The following is a 20,412-nucleotide window of genomic DNA, read 5'->3' as shown; positions in this document are numbered from 1 at the left end:
AACCGCTAAATTTCACGAGCGGTGCTTCCCGGGGTGCCAAAGGGCTGGCCAAATGACGCTGGAAACGCTATCGATTGCTTGAAATTTCCCGTTTCATTAAGCCTATGCCAAACTAACCCGCATATAGACAAGGTGAAAACTCTCTAATGGCCGATTGGCAGTCCCTCGATCCCGAGGCCGCTCGTGAAGCGGAAAAATATGAAAACCCTATTCCTAGCCGTGAACTGATCCTGGCGCATCTCGCCGATCGGGGTTCGCCTGCTAGCCGCGAGCAGTTGGTCGAAGAGTTCGGTCTGACCACCGAGGACCAACTCGAAGCCCTGCGCCGCCGTCTGCGCGCCATGGAGCGCGACGCTCAACTGATCTACACCCGGCGCGGCACCTATGCGCCGGTGGACAAGCTCGACCTGATCCTCGGCCGCATCGCCGGTCACCGTGACGGCTTCGGCTTCCTGATCCCGGACGATGGCAGCGACGACCTGTTCATGAGCCCGGCGCAAATGCGCCTGGTGTTCGACGGTGACCGGGCCCTGGCTCGTGTGTCCGGCCTGGACCGCCGCGGTCGCCGTGAAGGCGTGATCGTCGAAGTGGTGTCCCGCGCCCATGAAAGTATCGTTGGCCGTTACTTCGAAGAAGGCGGCATCGGTTTCGTTGTGCCGGATAACCCGAAGGTCCAGCAGGAAGTGCTGATTACCCCGGGCCGTAATGGCGCCGCGAAGGTGGGTCAGTTCGTCGAGGTGAAAATCACCCACTGGCCCACTGCGCGCTTCCAGCCACAGGGCGATATCGTTGAAGTGGTCGGCAACTACATGGCGCCGGGCATGGAGATCGACGTTGCGTTGCGCACCTACGACATTCCTCACGTCTGGCCCGACGCTGTGCTCAAGGAAGCCGCCAAGCTCAAGCCGGAAGTCGAAGAGAAAGATAAAGAAAAACGCATCGACTTGCGCCATCTGCCGTTCGTCACCATCGACGGCGAAGATGCCCGCGACTTCGACGATGCGGTGTACTGCGAAGCCAAGCCCGGCAAGCTGCGCCTGTTCTCCGGCGGCTGGAAGTTGTTCGTCGCGATTGCCGACGTGTCCAGCTACGTGAAGATCGGTTCGGCCCTGGATAACGAAGCCCAGGTGCGCGGCAACTCCGTGTATTTCCCTGAGCGCGTGATCCCGATGCTGCCTGAGCAGCTGTCCAACGGCCTGTGCTCGCTGAACCCGAAAGTCGACCGTTTGGCCATGGTGTGCGAGATGACCATCTCCAAAACCGGCGAAATGACCGACTACCAGTTCTACGAAGCGGTGATCCACTCCCAGGCGCGCCTGACCTACAACAAGGTCAGCACCATCCTGGAAACGCCGAAGACCAGTGAAGCCAAGGCCCTGCGTACCGAATACGCTGGCGTGGTGCCGCACCTCAAGCAACTGTACGCGCTGTACAAGGTGTTGCTGGGTGCCCGTCACGTGCGTGGCGCGATCGATTTCGAGACCCAGGAAACCCGGATTGTCTTCGGTTCCGAGCGCAAGATCGCCGCGATCACCCCGACCACCCGTAACGATGCGCACAAGCTGATCGAAGAGTGCATGCTGGCGGCCAACGTGGCCACTGCCGAATTCCTCAAGAAACACGAGATTCCGGCGTTGTACCGCGTGCACGACGGCCCGCCGCCGGAGCGCCTGGAAAAACTGCGCGCCTTCCTCGGCGAGCTCGGCCTGTCCCTGCACAAAGGCAAGGACGGTCCGACGCCGAAGGACTACCAGGCACTGCTGGCCAGCATCAAGGATCGTCCGGATTACCATGTGATCCAGACCGTGATGCTGCGCTCCCTGAGCCAGGCGGTGTACAGCGCCGACAACCAGGGCCACTTCGGTCTGAATTACGAGGCGTACACCCACTTCACCTCGCCGATCCGTCGTTATCCGGACCTGCTCACGCACCGCGCGATCCGCAGCGTGATCCATTCCAAGCAGAACACCCCGCACGTCAAGCGCGCCGGTGCCATGACCATTCCGAAGGCACGGATCTATCCGTACGACGAGGCGGCCCTGGAACAGTTGGGCGAGCAGTGCTCCATGAGCGAGCGCCGTGCCGACGAAGCGACCCGCGACGTGGTGAACTGGCTCAAGTGCGAGTTCATGAAGGATCGCGTGGGCGAGTCGTTCCCTGGCGTGATCACGGCAGTGACCGGCTTTGGTCTGTTCGTCGAGCTGACCGATATCTATGTCGAGGGCCTGGTGCACGTCACCGCCTTGCCGGGTGATTACTACCACTTTGATCCTGTGCATCACCGCTTGGCGGGCGAGCGCACCGGTCGCAGCTTCCGGCTGGGCGACACCGTGGAAGTGCAGGTCATGCGCGTCGACCTCGACGAGCGCAAGATCGACTTCGGAATGTCCGACAAGCCGGCCGAAGCGCCGACTGGCCGTAAAAAGCGCGGCAGCGAGACCGCGGCGCCTGCGAGCAAGGGCAAGGGTGCCCCGGCAAAAACCGCAGCGCCTGAGCCAGCCAAGGCTGGTCGCCGTTCGTCTACCAAGGACAAGGCCCCCGAAGCCTACCGCCCCAGCGACGCAGCGGCGAAAAACGCCGAACTGCGCAAGAGTCGCGAGTTGAAGCAGCAGTTGCTCAACGAAGCCAAGAGCGGTGGTAAAGCGGCGTCTGGGGGAAAGTCCCACGGGGCGGAAAAGTCGTCGAGCAAGCCAAGCAAACACCGTAAAGGCCCGCCAAAAGCGGGTTCGGCCCCCGCGAAAAGCGGCGGGTCGCGCAAACCTAAGGCCAAGTCATGAGTCTGGAAAAAATCTACGGCGTGCACGCCGTAGAAGCCCTGCTGCGTCACCACCCCAAGCGTGTCAAGCAAGTGTGGTTGGCGGAAGGTCGCAGCGAGCCGCGTGTGCAAGCGCTGGTCGAACTGGCTACCCAAAACAAGGTTGCCATCGGCCAGGCCGAGCGTCGTGAAATGGACGCGTGGGTCGAGGGCGTTCACCAAGGCGTGGTCGCGGACGTCAGTCCGAGCCAGGTCTGGGGCGAAGCCATGCTCGACGAGCTGCTCGACCGTACCGAAGGCGCTCCGCTGTTGCTGGTGCTGGACGGCGTGACCGATCCCCACAACCTCGGCGCCTGCCTGCGTTCGGCGGATGCCGCCGGAGCATTGGCGGTCATCGTGCCCAAGGACAAGTCGGCGACGTTGACGCCGGTGGTGCGTAAAGTCGCTTGCGGCGCGGCGGAAGTGATTCCGTTGGTGGCGGTGACCAACCTGGCGCGCACCCTGGAAAAACTCCAGCAGCGCGGCCTGTGGGTCGTCGGTACGGCGGGCGAGGCCGAGGTCAGCATCTATGACCAGGACCTGACGGGCCCGACGATCCTGATCATGGGCGCCGAAGGCAAGGGCATGCGCCGCCTGACCCGCGAGCATTGCGACTATTTGGTCAAGTTGCCGATGGCCGGCAGCGTCAGCAGTCTCAACGTCTCGGTGGCCACCGGCGTGTGCCTGTTCGAGGCGCTGCGCCAGCGTAGCGTCAAGGCTGTCGCCAAAAAGCCCTGATCCAGGCGTAAATCAATTGTGGGAGCGGGCTTGCTCGCGAAAGCGGAGTGTCATTCGGCAAATATGTTGAATGTCGGACCGCTTTCGCGAGCAAGCCCGCTCCCACATTGTTTTGTGTTGAGGTGGAAATCAGCGGTTGTTCAAATAATCGCCAATTGCCTTGCGCCGCCTTCGCCCCTTCTCTACAATTGCGCCCCTTGCTGTGATGGCAGGCACTTATGTGTCTAGCGTCCTCAAGTCCATAAGTGTCATTCACTCCTTGTCTGACCGTTTTTGAGCGGCAGGCTACAACCCGTAAGGAGCATTCATGCGTCATTACGAAATCATCTTTTTGGTCCACCCGGATCAAAGCGAGCAAGTCGGCGGCATGGTTGAGCGTTACACCAAGCTGATCGAAGAAGACGGCGGCAAAATCCACCGTCTGGAAGATTGGGGCCGTCGTCAACTGGCCTACGCAATCAACAATGTTCACAAGGCTCACTACGTGATGCTGAACGTTGAGTGCACTGGCAAGGCCCTGGCCGAGCTGGAAGACAACTTCCGCTACAACGATGCAGTGATCCGTAACCTGGTCATCCGTCGCGAAGAAGCCGTCACTGGCCAATCCGAGATGCTCAAGGCTGAAGAAAACCGCAGTGAGCGCCGTGAGCGTCGCGACCGTCCTGAGCACTCTGACAGCGCCGATGGCGATGACAGCGATAGCGACAGCGACAACAGCGATAACGCTGACGAGTAATCCACGGACCTTTTAAGGAGCCAATCACATGGCACGTTTCTTCCGTCGTCGTAAATTCTGCCGCTTCACCGCTGAAGACGTGAAAGAGATCGATTACAAAGATCTCAACACTCTGAAAGCCTACGTATCCGAGACCGGCAAAATCGTTCCAAGCCGTATCACCGGTACCAAAGCTCGTTATCAGCGTCAGCTGGCCACCGCTATCAAGCGCGCCCGCTTCCTGGCCCTGCTGGCCTACACCGACAGCCACGGCCGCTGAGACCGGGCAGTCGACGAGTAGTAAGGGATTGAATGCATGCGCGCCTTAGCTGAGTTCATCATGCGCGGTCGTATGCAGGCCACTCTGGTAGTGGCTGGATGCGCGGCATTGCCGTTGTTGTATTGGTTGGGTGCTGCCGCCGGGAGTCTTGTACTCCTGCGGCGCGGATTGAGGGACGCCTTGGGCGTTCTTGCTCTAGGACTGCTGCCGGCCTTGCTCTGGTGGTTGTATTCCGCGGACCCGCGTGCAGTCATGGTACTGCTGGGGACTTCGGCGCTGGCGTTGGTGTTGCGCGCTAGCGAATCCTGGAACCGCGTGCTGCTGGTCAGCATAGCGATAGGCGTGGTGTTTTCAGTGGTGCTCGGGGTGGCTTTCGCACCCCAGATCGAGATGCTGTCGCAGGCTTTGATAAAAATCCTGCCCGAGGCGCTCGGTGATCTCTACCAGCAGATGTCGGTAGAAGAGCAGGCGCGTTTCGCGTCCCTGATCGCCCCCGTCCTGACCGGACTGATTGCGGCCTTGTTGCAAATCGTCAGTGTGCTGAGCCTGGTTATCGGGCGCTACTGGCAGGCGTTGTTGTACAACCCGGGTGGTTTTGGTCGCGAGTTTCGCGCCATCCGTTTCCCGCTTGGGCTGGCGATGTTGCTGTTGGCGGGCATGCTTCTGGGGCCGAACTTCGGTCCGCAGATGGCGATGCTCACGCCGTTGTGCAGTGTACCGCTGGTCTTTGCCGCCCTGGCCCTGATTCACGGGCTGGTGGCGCAAAAGCGACTGGCCAGGTTCTGGCTGGTGGGGTTGTACGTCACGTTGTTGCTGTTCATGCAGCTGATCTATCCGTTGCTGGTGGTCTTGGCCATCGTCGACAGCCTGATTGATTTTCGCGGTCGTATGGCGCCGAAAGACGCCGACAACGCGAACGGTGAAGGTTAAAAGTTAGAGGATTTTCACATGCAACTGATCCTTCTGGAAAAAATCGCCAACCTGGGCAACCTGGGCGATAAAGTAAACGTTAAGGCCGGCTACGGTCGTAACTACCTGCTGCCTTTCGGCAAAGCCACCGCTGCGACCGCTGCCAACCTGGCTGCGTTCGAAGAGCGTCGCGCTGAGCTGGAAAAAGCCGCCGCAGACCGTAAAGCATCGGCTGAAAGCCGTGCTGCCCAACTGGCCGAGCTGGAAGTGACCATCACTGCCACCGCTGGCGACGAAGGCAAGCTGTTCGGTTCGATCGGTACTCACGACATCGCTGACGCACTGACCGCCTCCGGCGTTGAAGTTGCGAAAAGCGAAGTTCGTCTGCCGAACGGCACCATCCGCAACGTAGGCGAATTCGACGTAGCCGTGCACCTGCACGCCGAAGTTGAAGCCACCGTACGCGTTGTCGTGGTAGCAGCCTAAGCAACACCTGTCGGCTGGCACCCTTGGGTGCTTGCCGGTAACATCGGGCACGATCCTGTTTACAGGTCGTGCCCTTTGTCTTTCTGCAATTCCTGATTTTCATAACCAGACGTGGCCATGAACGAAATCACCGCCCCCGAGCAATACGATCTGCAAACCGCTGCCCTGAAGGTGCCTCCGCATTCCATCGAGGCCGAACAGGCCGTGCTGGGCGGCCTGATGTTGGATAACAACGCCTGGGAACGTGTGCTCGATCAAGTCTCCGATGGCGATTTCTACCGGCATGACCACCGCCTGATTTTCCGTGCGATCGCCCGTCTGGCCGATCAGAACATGCCGATCGACGTCGTGACCCTGGCCGAGCAATTGGACAAGGAAGGGCAGACGTCCCAGGTCGGCGGCCTGGGTTACCTGGGTGAACTGGCGAAAAACACGCCGTCGGTCGCCAACATCAAGGCTTATGCCCAGATCGTGCGCGAGCGGGCGACCTTGCGCCAGTTGATCGGCATCAGCACCGAGATCGCCGACAGTGCCTTCAACCCGGAAGGCCGCACTGCCGCCGAGATCCTTGACGAAGCCGAGCGGCAGATCTTCCAGATCGCCGAGGCCCGGCCGAAAACCGGCGGCCCGGTGAGCGTCAACGACCTGCTGACCAAGGCCATCGACCGCATCGACACCTTGTTCAACACCGACAACGCCATCACCGGCCTGTCCACCGGCTACACCGACCTCGACGAGAAGACCAGCGGCCTGCAACCGTCCGACCTGATCATCGTCGCCGGCCGACCGTCCATGGGTAAGACCACCTTTGCGATGAACCTGGTGGAAAACGCCGTGCTGCGCAGCGACAAGGCGGTGCTGGTGTATTCCCTCGAGATGCCAGGCGAATCGCTGATCATGCGTATGCTCTCGTCCCTGGGGCGTATCGACCAGACCAAGGTCCGTTCCGGCCAACTGGAAGACGACGACTGGCCGCGCCTCACCTCGGCGGTCAACCTGCTCAACGACCGCAAGCTGTTCATCGATGATACGGCGGGCATCAGCCCGTCGGAAATGCGCGCCCGGACCCGGCGCCTGGTGCGTGAGCACGGTGACATTGCGCTGATCATGATCGACTACCTGCAATTGATGCAGATCCCCGGTTCCAGCGGCGACAACCGGACCAACGAGATTTCCGAGATCTCCCGTTCCCTCAAGGCCCTGGCCAAGGAATTCAACTGCCCGGTGGTGGCCCTGTCCCAGTTGAACCGTTCCCTGGAACAGCGCCCCAACAAACGCCCGGTGAACTCCGACTTGCGGGAATCCGGAGCGATCGAGCAGGACGCCGACGTGATCATGTTCGTCTACCGGGACGAGGTGTATCACCCCGAGACCGAACACAAGGGCATCGCCGAAATCATCATCGGCAAGCAGCGGAACGGCCCGATCGGCTTTATCCGCCTGGCGTTCATCGGCAAATACACGCGTTTCGAAAACCTGGCGCCGGGTAGCTACAATTTTGATGATGACGAATAACTTGTGGGAGCGGGCTTGCTCGCGAAGGCGGTGTGCCAGACCACTTCAATGTCAACTGACACGCCGCTTTCGCGAGCAAGCCCGCTCCCACAGAGGGACCGCCGATTTCCGACCATAGCCGTCGGAATTGATCAATTTTTGTGCTATATTCCGCGCCCGCGATTTTTCATCCTTTATACCGGTCATCGACATGCAAGCAGCCAAGCCGTTATTTGACTATCCCAAGTACTGGGCCGAATGTTTCGGCCCGGCGCCGTTCCTGCCCATGAGCAGGGAGGAGATGGATCAGCTCGGCTGGGATTCGTGCGACATCATCATCGTCACCGGTGATGCCTACGTCGATCACCCGTCGTTCGGCATGGCGATCATTGGCCGTTTGCTGGAGGCCCAGGGCTTCCGTGTCGGGATCATTGCCCAGCCGAACTGGCAGTCCAAAGACGACTTCATGAAGCTTGGCGAGCCCAACCTGTTTTTCGGCGTCGCGGCCGGCAACATGGACTCGATGATCAACCGCTACACCGCCGACAAGAAAATCCGCTCCGACGACGCTTACACCCCGGGCGGTTTGGCGGGCAAGCGGCCGGACCGTGCGAGCCTGGTCTACAGCCAGCGCTGCAAGGAAGCCTACAAGCATGTACCGATCGTGCTCGGCGGCATCGAAGCGTCCCTGCGCCGCATCGCCCACTATGATTACTGGCAGGACCGGGTGCGCAACTCGATCCTGATCGACGCCTGCGCCGACATCCTGCTCTACGGCAACGCCGAGCGGGCGATTGTCGAAGTCGCCCAGCGCTTGTCCTATGGCCACAAGATCGAAGACATCACCGATGTGCGTGGCACCGCGTTTATCCGCCGTGACACGCCGCAAGGCTGGTACGAAGTCGATTCCACGCGCATCGACCGTCCGGGCAAGATCGACAAGATCATCAACCCGTACGTGAATACCCAAGATACCGCTGCCTGCGCCATCGAGCAGGAAAAAGGTCCGGTTGAAGATCCAAGTGAAGCCAAGGTCGTGCAGATCCTGGCGAGCCCGAAAATGACCCGCGACAAGACCGTGATCCGCCTGCCATCGGTGGAAAAGGTCCGTGGCGACGCGGTGCTCTATGCCCACGCCAACCGCGTGCTGCATCTGGAAACCAACCCGGGCAACGCCCGCGCCCTGGTGCAGAAGCACGGCGAAGTCGACGTCTGGTTCAACCCGCCGCCCATTCCGATGACCACTGAAGAAATGGACTACGTGTTTGGCATGCCTTACGCACGTGTTCCCCATCCGGCGTACGGCAAGGAGAAGATCCCGGCCTACGAGATGATCCGTTTCTCGGTGAACATCATGCGCGGCTGCTTTGGTGGCTGCACCTTCTGCTCGATCACCGAGCACGAAGGCCGGATCATCCAGAACCGTTCCGAAGAGTCGATCATTCGCGAGATCGAAGAGATCCGCGACAAGGTTCCAGGTTTCACTGGGGTGATTTCCGACCTCGGCGGGCCGACCGCGAACATGTACCGCATTGCCTGCAAGAGCCCGGAAATCGAATCCGCGTGCCGCAAGCCGTCCTGTGTGTTCCCCGGCATCTGCCCGAACCTGAACACCGACCATTCTTCGCTGATTCAGCTGTACCGCAGCGCCCGGGCATTGCCTGGGGTGAAGAAGATCCTGATTGCCTCTGGCTTGCGTTACGACCTGGCAGTCGAATCGCCGGAATACGTCAAGGAGCTGGTGACCCACCACGTCGGCGGCTACCTGAAGATCGCCCCGGAACACACCGAGGAAGGTCCGCTCAACCAGATGATGAAGCCGGGCATCGGCAGCTATGACAAGTTCAAGCGGATGTTCGAGAAGTACACCAAGGAAGCCGGGAAAGAGCAGTACCTGATTCCGTACTTCATCGCCGCCCACCCGGGCACCACCGACGAAGACATGATGAACCTGGCGCTGTGGCTCAAGGGCAACGGCTTCCGGGCCGACCAGGTGCAGGCGTTCTATCCGTCGCCGATGGCCACCGCCACCGCCATGTACCACTCGGGCAAGAACCCGCTGCGCAAGGTCACCTACAAGAGCGACGGGGTGACCATCGTCAAGAGCGAGGAGCAGCGCCGCCTGCACAAGGCTTTCCTGCGGTATCACGACCCGAAAGGCTGGCCGATGCTGCGCGAAGCGTTGACCCGCATGGGCCGCGCCGACCTGATCGGGCCGGGCAAGAACCAGTTGATTCCGTTGCACCAGCCGGCCACCGACAGCTACCAGAGCGCCCGTCGCAAGAACTCGACGCCAGCCGGCAGCCACAAGGTGGGCAAGGAAACCACCAAGATCCTGACCCAGCACACCGGCCTGCCGCCGCGAGCCAGCGACGGTGGCAACCCATGGGACAAGCGCGAGCAGGCCAAGGCCGCGGCATTCGCCCGCAACCAGCAGGCCGCCAAGGAACGCAAGGATGCCGCCAAGGGCAAAGGACCGAAACCAGCGCGCAAGCCCGTCGTGCCGCGCTGATCGCCTTGCAGCCCCGCAAAACGCCAGCCTAAGTGCTGGCGTTTTGCTTTCTAGCGGCGGTGCTGGCCGTTTGTTATCGTGGCGCCCGCATAGCCTTTGTGGCGAGGGGGCTTGCTCCCGCTGGGCTGCGAAGCGGCCCCAAACAATCCCATGCAAGGTTTCAGATAGACCGTGGCGCCCGGTTTACGACGGCTTCGCCGCCGAGCGGGAGCAAGCTCCCTCGCCACAGGGGTTCTGTGTGGATAACGTTTCACCCTCCGATTCTCAAGGACGATTCATATGAGCAGCGCTTCAACGGGCATCGGCATGGACTTGGCTTTCTCCCAGTTCATGGCCCGCCAACGCATCGAAAGCCAGGTCAACCTGCCACGGCTGTTCGCTGCCATCGACGCCGATCCTGGCATCGCCGGTGCTGGTGTGGTGTATGTCGATTCCGACTACAACGTCGTGACGCTGCGTGAATTCAAGCCGATCTGCAGCATCGCACCCAAGCGCATCGTGCTGCGCGAGGCGAAAAAATACATCGCGCCGCAGCAATTCATCGATCAGGTCAAAAGCAGCCCCCGCGAGTCCAAGCTCGGGCTTGAAGCAACCAATGCCGGCTTGTCCTGTGTCGCCGCGGTGATTGGTTGGGTAGTGGTGTTCAGTGGCAGCGTCGCGGTGCCCTTTACGGCGGGGGCCAGTGCCTTTGTCGTTGCCCTGGGCGCCGCCGCTGCGACGGCCAGTACCGCGCAATGCGTCATTGGTGGGATGCGGGTGGCCAATGAGCTGACCAATCCGACGGGCAACGATGAGATGAACGACGCCGACTGGTACAACATCGTGTCGCCGATTCTTGACGGGGTTTCCCTGGTGGGTGTGGGAGGCTCGGCCCTGACGACTGTCCGGCTGCTCAAGGCCAACAAAGCAGCCGGCACCGGAAAGAGTTGGTACCAGTTGCTCAAGGGCCTCAATCGGCAGGAGCGCAGCAAGCTGACCAAGGAGCTGTTGACGCTCAAGGACCCGAGCCTGACCGCAAAGCTGCTCAAGTTGCAGCAGCGCGCGGGGGCCGTGCCCAAGCGTTATTCCTCCGCTGAGATCCGCCACGCGACCCTGACGCAAATCAAGGACTCGTTGGGCGGTGCCCTGGGCGTCATTGGCAGCTACACCGGGGGCGGCCATGTGAAGACCGTGGCCGTTGGCCTGTATGAGGAGTTCACGGAATGATCGGTGGCGGATCCTTGAAGCCTTTCCTCGCCCGTTATTTTCCGGTCTTCATGGGGACGATTCTGCTGGGCTGCTTTTCCGGGTCCACGCTGCTGGCGTTGGCCGGGGGCACTTATTGGCGTGCCCTGGCGCCATCAACCAGGACCGACTATGTCGGGCTCGGCACCTTGGTCCTGGTGCTCGTCCTGGTCTTGGGCAACCTCTTGATCGCTCGCGGGCGCGCCTGGGCGGTCTGGTGGGTGGCGGGGTATTTCCTGGCCTGTCTGGTGGCGGTGCTGCCGACGTTCGCTTATGGGCCGCATCAGGGCGCGTACCTCTTCGCGGTGCTGCTGCCACTGCTGGGGCTCTTGCTGCTCAACAGCAAGCGTCATCGGGAAATGCGCGGCAAACTCGTGGACATTCGCCGCCAACGCAAACTTATCATCCAGGCCGCCAAGGCCCCACGCTCGCGCCGTTGAGTCAATTCGCACGGCCAGCGCCGCATTTATGTGCATTGCGTTGCAGATGAATTCGGGCATCGCGCGTTTTTAGTGCTCTACTGCCTTGAGTAGACAAAGAAAGTGTCCGGCCTGCCTGCATGGCATAAGTCTTGCGCCGCTTTCGTTACCGCTCAGGCTCGCAGGAGGCACGTCGTGTCGATCCATGTCGCATTGCATCACGTCACGCATTACCGCTACGACCGCGCGGTCGAACTCGGCCCGCAGATCGTTCGCCTGCGCCCGGCGGCCCACAGCCGCACGCGGATCCTTTCCTATGCGCTGAAGGTTTCGCCCGAGCAGCATTTCATCAACTGGCAGCAGGACCCCCAGGGCAATTACCTGGCGCGGTTGGTGTTTCCCGAAAAAACCCGGGAGATGCGGATCGAAGTCGACCTGCTGGCGGAAATGGCGGTGTTCAATCCGTTCGACTTCTTCCTCGAGCCCTACGCCGAGAAGATTCCGTTCACCTACGCGGCTGACGAACGCAAGGAGCTGGCGCCTTACCTGGAAACCCTGCCATTGACGCCGAAGTTCCAGGCCTATCTGGAGGGCATCGACCGCACGCCGTTGCCGGCGGTGGATTTCCTGGTGGCGCTCAACCAGCGCCTGAGCGAAGACATCAACTACCTGATCCGCATGGAGCCCGGTGTCCAGACCCCGGAGCACACCCTTGAGCACGCGTCCGGCTCGTGCCGCGACTCGGCCTGGTTGTTGGTCCAGTTGCTGCGAAACCTCGGCTTGGCCGCGCGGTTTGTCTCCGGTTACCTGATCCAGTTGACCGCCGACGTGAAGAGCCTCGATGGCCCGTCCGGCACCGACGTGGATTTCACCGACCTGCATGCCTGGTGCGAGGTCTACCTGCCCGGTGCCGGCTGGATCGGCCTGGATGCGACCTCTGGGTTGTTCGCCGGTGAAGGCCACATCCCGTTGGCCTGTAGTCCCGATCCGTCCTCGGCGGCACCGATCAGCGGCTTGGTGGAGCCGTGCGAGTGCGAGTTCAGCCACGAAATGTCCGTCGAGCGTGTCTGGGAAGCGCCGCGGGTGACCAAGCCTTACACCGATGCGCAATGGCTGGCGATCCAGGCCCTGGGGCGGCAGATCGATGCCGACCTGCTGGAGGGCGACGTGCGCCTGACCATGGGCGGCGAACCGACCTTTGTCTCCATTGATGACCCGGACGGCGCCGAGTGGAACACCGCGGCACTTGGGCCGGACAAGCGTCGGCTCTCCGCCGAGCTGTTCCAGCGCATGCGCAACCACTACGCGCCCAAGGGGCTGGTGCATTTCGGCCAGGGCAAGTGGTACCCCGGCGAGCAATTGCCGCGCTGGTCGCTGAACTGTTATTGGCGGCGCGACGGGGTGCCGATCTGGCACAACAGCGCGTTGATCGCCGACGAGCAGCAAGATTACGGCGCCGATGGCGAACTCGCTGGACGCTTCCTGGCAAGCGTTGCCGAGCGTTTGAAAATCCCTGCGCGGTTCGTGTTTCCTGCCTACGAAGATAATTTCTATTACCTCTGGCGCGAGGGTGCGTTGCCGTCGAACGTCACGGCCGAAGACCCGCGCCTGGAGGATGCCTTGGAGCGTGCGCGGTTGCGCAAGGTCTTCAGCCAGGGCCTGGACAAGGTCATCGGCCAGGTCCTGCCGTTGGCCCGCACCGCCAAGGGCGATCAATGGCAAAGCGGTCGCTGGTACCTGCGGGACAATCATTGTCGCCTGGTGCCGGGGGATTCGCCCCTGGGCTATCGCTTGCCGCTGGCGTCCCAGCCTTGGGTGACGTCGGCCGAGTACCCGTTCATCCATCCCACCGACCCGAACCAGGACTTGCCCGAACTGCCCGGCACCGAGCAGTTGGCGCGTCACGGCGAGTCGGCGGCCGAGCAGGAGCGTGTCCCGGAGATCGACAAATCTGCCGACTGGCTGACCCGCACCGCCTTTTGTGCCGAGGCCCGCGAAGGCCGGCTTTACTTGTTCATGCCGCCGCTGGAGCGGGTCGAGGATTACCTGGAGCTGGTCAGTGCCATCGAGGCGACGGCTGAGGAGTTGCACTGTCCGGTGCTGTTGGAGGGCTACGAGCCGCCAAGCGACCCGCGCCTGAGCAATTTCCGCATCACCCCCGACCCTGGTGTGATCGAGGTCAACGTGCAGCCCTCGGCAAGCTGGGATGAGTTGGTCGAGCGCACTGAATTTTTGTACGAAGAAGCGCGACAGACCCGGCTGACCACCGAGAAATTCATGATCGATGGCCGGCACACCGGCACCGGTGGCGGTAACCATTTCGTACTGGGTGGCGCGACACCGGCGGATTCACCGTTCCTGCGGCGTCCCGATCTGCTGCGCAGCCTGATCAGTTACTGGCATAACCACCCGTCGTTGTCCTACTTGTTTTCCGGATTGTTCATCGGCCCGACGTCCCAGGCGCCCCGCGTGGACGAGGCGCGCAACGACGCGTTGTACGAGCTGGAAATCGCCTTCGCGCAAATGCCCCAGCCCGGCGAGGAATGCCCGCCGTGGTTGGTGGACCGCTTGCTGCGCAACCTGTTGATCGACGTGACCGGCAACACCCACCGTGCCGAATTCTGCGTCGACAAGCTCTATTCACCGGACGGCGCCACCGGGCGTCTCGGCCTGTTGGAGTTGCGTGCGTTCGAGATGCCGCCCCACGCCCGCATGAGCCTGGCCCAGCAGTTACTGCTGCGGGCACTGGTGGCGCGGTTCTGGCGCGAGCCGTATGCGCCGGCGAAACTGGCGCGTTGGGGCACCGAGCTGCATGACCGCTTCCTGTTGCCGCACTTTATCGAGCAGGATTTTGCCGACGTCATCCACGAACTGAACGCCGTCGGCTACCCGCTGCGGGCCGAGTGGTTCGCCGCGCACCTGGAGTTCCGTTTTCCCAAGGTGGGCGATTACGCGGTCAGCGGCATCGAGCTGCAATTGCGCCAAGCCCTCGAACCTTGGCATGTGCTGGGAGAAGAGGGCGCGGTGGGCGGCACCGTGCGTTATGTGGATTCGTCCCTGGAGCGTTTGCAGGTCAAGCTCAGCGGCCTGGCGCCGCAACGCTACCTGCTGACCTGCAACGGCGTTGCGGTGCCGTTGCAACCGACCGGTCGAGTCGGCGAGTTCGTCGCCGGGGTGCGGTTCCGTGCCTGGCAACCGGCCAACTGCCTGCAACCGACCATCCCGGTGCATGCGCCGTTGGTTTTCGACGTGCTCGACACCTGGATGCAACGTTCCGTGGGCGGCTGCCAGTATCACGTGGCCCATCCGGGCGGGCGCAACTATGACAGCCTGCCGGTGAACGCCAACGAGGCCGAGAGCCGGCGCATGGCGCGTTTCTTCCGGCTCGGACATACGCCGGGGAAACTGCCGATACCGAGCCTGGCGGTGGATGACGAGTTTCCGCTCACGCTCGATCTGCGACGTTTTCCAGGGGCGCCAAAGCGCTAGGTGGACCTTGTGGCGAGGGAGCTTGCTCCCGCTCGGTTGCGCAGCGACCGTAAAATCTTGGGGCTGCTGCGCAACCCAGCGGGAGCAAGCTCCCTCGCCACAATGATTGCAGTCTCAAAGCCCAGGTCGGATCCAACACAAACACACCTATCCGGGCGTCATGCGCTTGCGCTAGTCTCACCTTTCATTGCTGTCTGCCGAGCTTTCCATGCCTGACCTGCTTGACCGTTACCCGCTGACGACGGGCACCTATCACGAATTGCTGGACGACAGCGGTGCGGTGCGTGCGCACTGGCGGCGGCTGTTCGACCAGTTGCAGCGCAGCACGCCGGCCCAACTGCTGCAGCGTCAGGCCCTGCTGGCCCGGCAGATCCAGGAAAACGGCGTGACCTACAACGTCTACGCCGATCCGAAAGGCGCCGACCGGCCGTGGGAACTGGACCTGTTGCCCCACGTGATCGACCCGCAGGAATGGAAGCATCTGCAAGCTGGGATCGCCCAGCGTGCGCGCCTGCTCAATGCGGTGCTGGCCGACCTGTATGGGCCGCAGCGGCTGATCAGTGAAGGGCTGTTGCCGGCGGAGTTGGTCTTCGGGCACAACAATTTCCTCTGGCCTTGCCAGGGCATCGCACCGCCGGACGGCAGCTTCCTGCACTTGTACGCGGTGGATCTGGCACGCACGCCCGATGGTCGCTGGTGGGTCACGGCGGACCGGACCCAGGCGCCTTCGGGGGCTGGGTACGCGCTGGAAAACCGCACGATCGTTTCCCGCGCCTTCCCCGACTTGTACCGCGACCTCAAGGTGCGGCACCTGTCCGGTTTTTTTCGCACCTTGCAGGAAACCCTGGCGCGACAGGCGCCCAGCGACGGCGAGTCGCCGCTGGTGGTGCTGTTGACACCGGGGCGGTTCAACGAAAGCTATTTCGAGCATCTTTACCTGGCGCGCCAACTGGGCTATCCGCTGGTGGAAGGCGGCGACCTGACCGTCCGCGACGCCACGGTCTATCTCAAGACTCTCAGCGGCCTGCGCCGGGTCCATGCCATCATGCGCCGGCTTGACGACGATTTCTGCGATCCCTTGGAGCTGCGCACCGATTCGGCCCTCGGCGTGCCGGGCTTGCTCGAAGCGGTGCGCCAGGGCCGGGTGCTGGTGGCCAATGCCCTAGGCAGTGGCGTGCTGGAATCGCCGGGCCTGCTGGGGTTCCTGCCGAAGATCAACCAGTACCTGTTCGGCGAAGAACTGCTGCTGCCGTCCATCGCCACCTGGTGGTGCGGCGAGCCGCCGGTGCTGGCCCAGGCCCTGGAAAAATTGCCGCACTTGTTGATCAAGCCGGCGTTTCCCTCCCAGAGTTTCAGCCCGGTGTTCGGTCGCGACCTGAGCGAGGCGCAGCGTGCCCAACTGGCGGCGCGCATGCAGGCACGGCCCTATGCCTATGTCGCCCAGGAACTGGCACAGCTGTCCCAGGCGCCGGTGTGGCAGGCCGAAGATGGCCAGATCCAGCCGAGGGCAATCGGCATGCGCATGTATGCCGTGTCCGGGAAAGACGATTATCGGGTCCTGCCGGGTGGCCTGACCCGGGTGGCCGCCGAGGCCGACGCCGAAGTGGTGTCGATGCAGCGCGGTGGCGCGAGCAAGGACACCTGGGTGCTGAGTGAGCAGGCCCCCGGCGGTGAACAATGGAAGGCCCAGCGAACCGTAGGGGTTCATGACCTGGTTCGACGTGATCCGTACCTGCCTTCGCGAGTGGTGGAAAACCTGTTCTGGTTCGGCCGCTACTGCGAGCGTTGCGATGGCAGCGCGCGGTTGCTGCGGATCATGCTGGCGCGTTATGTCGACGGCGATGATCCACAGGCCTTGGAATCGGCGGTGGCCTTGGGCGAAAGCCTGATGCTGCTGCCCGAAGAGGGTGAACTGCCCGAGCGTTTGCTGGCGGCGCTGCTGGGGGACGACTGGTCGTTCAGCCTGCGTTCCAACCTCCAGCGTTTGCAGTGGGCCGCCTCGCAGGTGCGCGGCAAGCTGTCCCGGGAGAACTGGCAGGCGCTGGTGGAATTGCAGCGCGAAGCCATGGAGCTGGAAACCGAGGAAGCGGATTTCGGCGAGTTGCTGGACTTTCTCAATCGGTTGGTGATGTCCCTGGCGGCGCTGTCCGGCTTCGCCCTGGACGACATGACCCGCGACGAAGGCTGGCGCTTCCTGATGATCGGCCGGCGCCTGGAGCGCCTGCAGTTTCTCAGCAGCAGCCTGGCGGCGTTCCTGCGCAGCGATGCGGTCTTCGACCAGGCCGGGCTGGAGTGGTTGCTGGAACTGGGTAACAGCAGCATCACCTACCGCTCGCGCTATTTGGCGGTGGCCCAGTTGATTCCGGTGCTGGACTTGCTGCTGCTGGACGAACAGAACCCCCACGCGGTGCTTTTCCAGTTGAAACTGGTGACCCGCACCCTCAAGCGCTTGAACGATGATTTCGCCGCGCCCCGGGAAACCGCCTTGCCGGAACTGGTCGCACGCCTGTCGCGCTTTGACCTGCGTTGCCTGGAGAACCCGTTGTTCGGTGAAGCCAGCCTGCGCGCCGCACTCGATGGGCTGGCCGACCTGTTGCAGGAAGTGGCCGATGTCAGTGGCCAGGTGTCCGATCGCCTGGCCTTGCGTCATTTCGCCCATGTCGATGATGTCAGCCAACGCACGGTGTCCGTCTGATGAACGCTCGTTACCAGATTCTCCACGACACCCATTACCACTACGACAGCCCGGTGTCCCTGGCCCAGCAGCTTGCCCATCTGTGGCCACGGGCCTGTGATTGGCAGCGTTGTACTGAGCGGCAGTTACTCATCAGTCCGGAACCGACGACCCGGCGCGATGAACAGGATGTGTTCGGCAATCCGCTGACCCGCCTGGCTTTCGAGCGGCCCCATGATGAATTGTTGGTCAATGCGCGCCTGAGCGTCGAGGTGCTGGCCCGCCCCGAGCTGGATTTCAACCTGTCCCCGGCCTGGGAGACGACTTGTAACGCGCTGACCTACACGGGCCGGCCACTGGCAGCGCCAGTACTGGAGGCGTGCCGTTACCGTTTCGAGTCACCCTACGTGCACCTCAAGCGCAGCTTCGTCGAATTTTCCGAGAGCTGCTTTGCGCCAGGGCGACCGCTGATGGTGGGCGTTCGAGCGTTGATGGAGAAGATTTTCGAGGAGTTCACCTTCGATGCCGAGGCGACCCAAGTGGCGACGCCGTTGGTGGAGGTGCTGGAGCGGCGACGGGGCGTTTGCCAGGACTTCGCCCACTTGATGCTGGCCTGCGTGCGCTCTCGCGGCTTGGCGGCACGTTACGTCAGCGGCTACCTGCTGACCCAGCCACCGCCCGGCCAGCCCCGGCTGATTGGCGCCGATGCGTCCCATGCCTGGGTCTCAGTGTATTGCCCGGTATTGGGTTGGGTGGATTTCGACCCGACCAATAATGTACAGCCGGCGCTGGAACACATCACCTTGGCCTGGGGCCGGGATTTTTCCGATGTGTCGCCGTTGCGCGGGGTGATCTTGGGGGGCGGTACGCATGATCCCGAAGTGCGGGTGACGGTGATGCCGCTGGAGTCATGAATCAATTGCCCAGTGAAATACCTGTGGCGAGGGAGCTTGCTCCCGCTCGGTTGCGCAGCAACCGCTCAAATACCTGGGGGGCCGCTACGCGGCCCAGCGGGAGCAAGCTCCCTCGCCACAGGAAACACTCATTAACAGCGAGTCCCGCTATGTTCCCGGTGTCCATCAAAGGCGTGCTGCAATCCCCCGAAGGCCTGGTTGTGCTGATGCTCAATGAGCGGGATGAGTGGGAGCTGCCCGGCGGGCGGATCGAGCTGGGCGAAACGGCGCCGCAATGCCTGGCACGGGAGATCGCCGAGGAGCTGGCGGTCGAGGTGAGTGTGGGGGAGCCGCTGGATTCGTACCTGTTCGAGGTCATTGCCGGCAAGCACGTCTTCATCTCCACGTACCGCTGCCAGTTGCTGGGCGGTTTCGTGCCGACCATCAGTCATGAGCACAAGGAGATCGGGCTGTTCGCGCCGGACCAATTGCCGGTGAACCTGCCTGCGGGTTATCGCCTGTCGATTATCAAGGCGCTGAGGTTGTGAGGGCCGGCAGCGAGGCTGCCGGTCCTGGACACAAAACCGGGGGGCCGGATCGGATCATCGGGCCCTGGGGGAGTCAGGCGTCGGGGGCCTGATCTTTCGGTGCATCGACATCATCGTCTGCCGCCACTTCACCCTCGGCATCGGGGTTCAGTGCTGCTTCATCGGCGGTTGCTTTCTTGCGCTGGAGCTTTTCCTCTTTCTTCTGCTCCTTGGCCAAGTCTCTCTGACGTTTGGCGAAGGAATAATTGGGTTTGGCCATGGGCGATCCTCTGGGGTCGAAGGTGAGGTTGAGCGGCGCATATTCTGCCCTGTATCGGGGTCGAGCCGTTAGCTGGGTTTTTGTTCGGCCCACTTTGGCTGCACGGACGGTTGCCATTCGTCCAGGGCATCGAGCAGGTTTTGCGCGGATTCGCTCACTTGCAGCATGTCACGATGGGGCGCGCGGACGAAGCCTTCGCCGACGATATGATCGAGAAAAGCGGTGAGCTTGCCGTAGAAACCGTTCACTTCCAGCAGCCCCAGCGGTTTGCCGTGATAGCCGAGCTGGCCCCACGTCCAGACTTCGAACAACTCCTCCAGCGTGCCGAGGCCGCCGGGCAGGGCGATGAAGGCATCGCTGAGTTCAGCCATGCGCGCCTTGCGGGCGTGCATGCCGTCCACCACTTCCAGGCGGGTCAGGCCGCTGTGGCCGATCTCCTTGTCCTTCAGGCTTTGCGGGATGATGCCGATGACTTCGCCGCCAGCGGCCAGGGCCGCATCCGCGACAATCCCCATCAATCCCACAGCGCCGCCGCCGTAGACCAGGGTCAGTTTTCGTTCCGCCAAGGCGCGGCCGAGGGCCTGCGCCGCTTCACGATACGCGGGAGTGGTGCCAGTGCTGGCGCCGCAAAATACACAAACAGACGCGATGGACATGCTTTACTCCGTGGTCAGTCACCGCGCCAGAGTAAAGCCTGGCCTGTGTTGCGCAAAGGACTTAAACCTCGCGCCGGGGCTTTTCGTAGGTACCGCTGGCGCCGCAGGCGTAGGCGGCGAGCAAGCTGCACAGCAGGCTGTTGACGTTCATGATGATCGCTCCAGAAGATGATGGGCCTGATCATAGGGCCGCCTCATACTTCTGGCTGGTTGATTCTGTCCATCAGGCTGATAGGCTTAAGTTGTATACAATCTTTGACTCAGGTCATAGGAACTTGCCGGAAAATCAGGCAGTCTTTTCCTTTGACGGAATTTTGTTAAC

At 62.2% G+C, this 20,412-nt stretch carries 16 protein-coding genes; 14 read left to right on the top strand and 2 right to left on the bottom strand.

Annotated elements, in window-relative coordinates; genetic code table 11:
* Positions 1–146: 146 nt before the first annotated feature.
* The 14 genes from rnr to HU715_RS25525 all read left to right on the top strand — a co-directional run bounded on the left by rnr (position 147) and on the right by HU715_RS25525 (position 19,175).
* On the top strand, positions 147–2,777 hold the full coding sequence (rnr, locus tag HU715_RS25590; protein ID WP_186707859.1) for a ribonuclease R: 2,631 nt from the start codon (positions 147–149) through the stop codon (positions 2,775–2,777).
* The gene (gene rlmB, locus HU715_RS25585; RefSeq protein ID WP_060739416.1) at positions 2,774–3,532 is read left to right on the top strand and encodes a 23S rRNA (guanosine(2251)-2'-O)-methyltransferase RlmB; all 759 of its coding nucleotides are present in this window, start codon (positions 2,774–2,776) and stop codon (positions 3,530–3,532) included. The genes rnr and rlmB overlap by 4 nt, the downstream gene beginning before the upstream one ends.
* A gap of 307 nt (positions 3,533–3,839) precedes the next feature.
* Positions 3,840–4,268 (top strand): 30S ribosomal protein S6, encoded by a 429-nt coding sequence (gene rpsF / locus HU715_RS25580; RefSeq protein WP_003186395.1) that lies wholly within the window; start codon positions 3,840–3,842, stop codon positions 4,266–4,268.
* A gap of 28 nt (positions 4,269–4,296) precedes the next feature.
* On the top strand, positions 4,297–4,527 hold the full coding sequence (rpsR, locus tag HU715_RS25575; protein ID WP_002551829.1) for a 30S ribosomal protein S18: 231 nt from the start codon (positions 4,297–4,299) through the stop codon (positions 4,525–4,527).
* A gap of 36 nt (positions 4,528–4,563) precedes the next feature.
* Positions 4,564–5,457: a YybS family protein gene (locus tag HU715_RS25570; RefSeq protein WP_024618455.1), complete on the top strand. Its 894-nt coding sequence runs from the start codon at positions 4,564–4,566 to the stop codon at positions 5,455–5,457.
* A gap of 18 nt (positions 5,458–5,475) precedes the next feature.
* Positions 5,476–5,922, top strand: a complete 447-nt coding sequence (gene rplI, locus HU715_RS25565) for a 50S ribosomal protein L9 (protein ID WP_003186385.1) — start codon at positions 5,476–5,478, stop codon at positions 5,920–5,922.
* Between the two features lie 117 nt (positions 5,923–6,039).
* Positions 6,040–7,437 carry a replicative DNA helicase gene (gene dnaB / locus HU715_RS25560; protein WP_027911801.1) on the top strand — a complete coding sequence of 466 codons (1,398 nt, stop codon included), beginning with the start codon at positions 6,040–6,042 and terminating at the stop codon, positions 7,435–7,437.
* Between the two features lie 190 nt (positions 7,438–7,627).
* Entirely contained in the window at positions 7,628–9,928 is a 2,301-nt protein-coding gene (locus tag HU715_RS25555; RefSeq protein ID WP_186707857.1) for a YgiQ family radical SAM protein, read from the top strand.
* A 279-nt stretch (positions 9,929–10,207) separates the two neighbouring features.
* Positions 10,208–11,134, top strand: a complete 927-nt coding sequence (gene ssp4 / locus HU715_RS25550; protein WP_186707855.1) for an Ssp4 family T6SS effector — start codon at positions 10,208–10,210, stop codon at positions 11,132–11,134.
* Positions 11,131–11,592: a hypothetical protein gene (locus HU715_RS25545; RefSeq protein WP_186707853.1), complete on the top strand. Its 462-nt coding sequence runs from the start codon at positions 11,131–11,133 to the stop codon at positions 11,590–11,592. Before ssp4 ends, HU715_RS25545 begins: the two co-directional genes overlap by 4 nt.
* Positions 11,593–11,766: 174 nt before the next feature.
* A complete protein-coding gene (locus HU715_RS25540) occupies positions 11,767–15,060 on the top strand; it encodes a transglutaminase family protein (RefSeq protein ID WP_186707851.1) in 3,294 nt (1,097 codons plus the stop codon).
* Between the two features lie 208 nt (positions 15,061–15,268).
* On the top strand, positions 15,269–17,755 hold the full coding sequence (locus HU715_RS25535; RefSeq protein ID WP_186707849.1) for a circularly permuted type 2 ATP-grasp protein: 2,487 nt from the start codon (positions 15,269–15,271) through the stop codon (positions 17,753–17,755).
* Positions 17,755–18,648, top strand: a complete 894-nt coding sequence (locus HU715_RS25530) for a transglutaminase family protein (RefSeq protein WP_186707847.1) — start codon at positions 17,755–17,757, stop codon at positions 18,646–18,648. The genes HU715_RS25535 and HU715_RS25530 overlap by 1 nt, the downstream gene beginning before the upstream one ends.
* 149 nt (positions 18,649–18,797) lie before the next feature.
* The gene (locus HU715_RS25525) at positions 18,798–19,175 is read left to right on the top strand and encodes an NUDIX hydrolase (protein WP_186707845.1); all 378 of its coding nucleotides are present in this window, start codon (positions 18,798–18,800) and stop codon (positions 19,173–19,175) included.
* 73 nt (positions 19,176–19,248) lie between these two features.
* On the opposite strand, the gene HU715_RS25520 is transcribed toward HU715_RS25525, so the two are convergent.
* Together HU715_RS25520 and HU715_RS25515 are read right to left on the bottom strand one after the other, a co-directional pair.
* A complete protein-coding gene (locus HU715_RS25520) occupies positions 19,249–19,434 on the bottom strand; it encodes a hypothetical protein (RefSeq protein ID WP_186707843.1) in 186 nt (61 codons plus the stop codon).
* Positions 19,435–19,502: 68 nt separating this feature from the next.
* Positions 19,503–20,090: a cytokinin riboside 5'-monophosphate phosphoribohydrolase gene (locus tag HU715_RS25515; protein ID WP_186707841.1), complete on the bottom strand. Its 588-nt coding sequence runs from the start codon at positions 20,088–20,090 to the stop codon at positions 19,503–19,505.
* Positions 20,091–20,412: the final 322 nt, after the last annotated feature.

It is taken from the genome of Pseudomonas zanjanensis, from assembly GCF_014268745.2.
Classification (GTDB): domain Bacteria; phylum Pseudomonadota; class Gammaproteobacteria; order Pseudomonadales; family Pseudomonadaceae; genus Aquipseudomonas; species Aquipseudomonas zanjanensis.
Note: the sequence above shows the minus strand (reverse complement) of the source record. Positions and strands in the feature narration are given on the sequence as shown.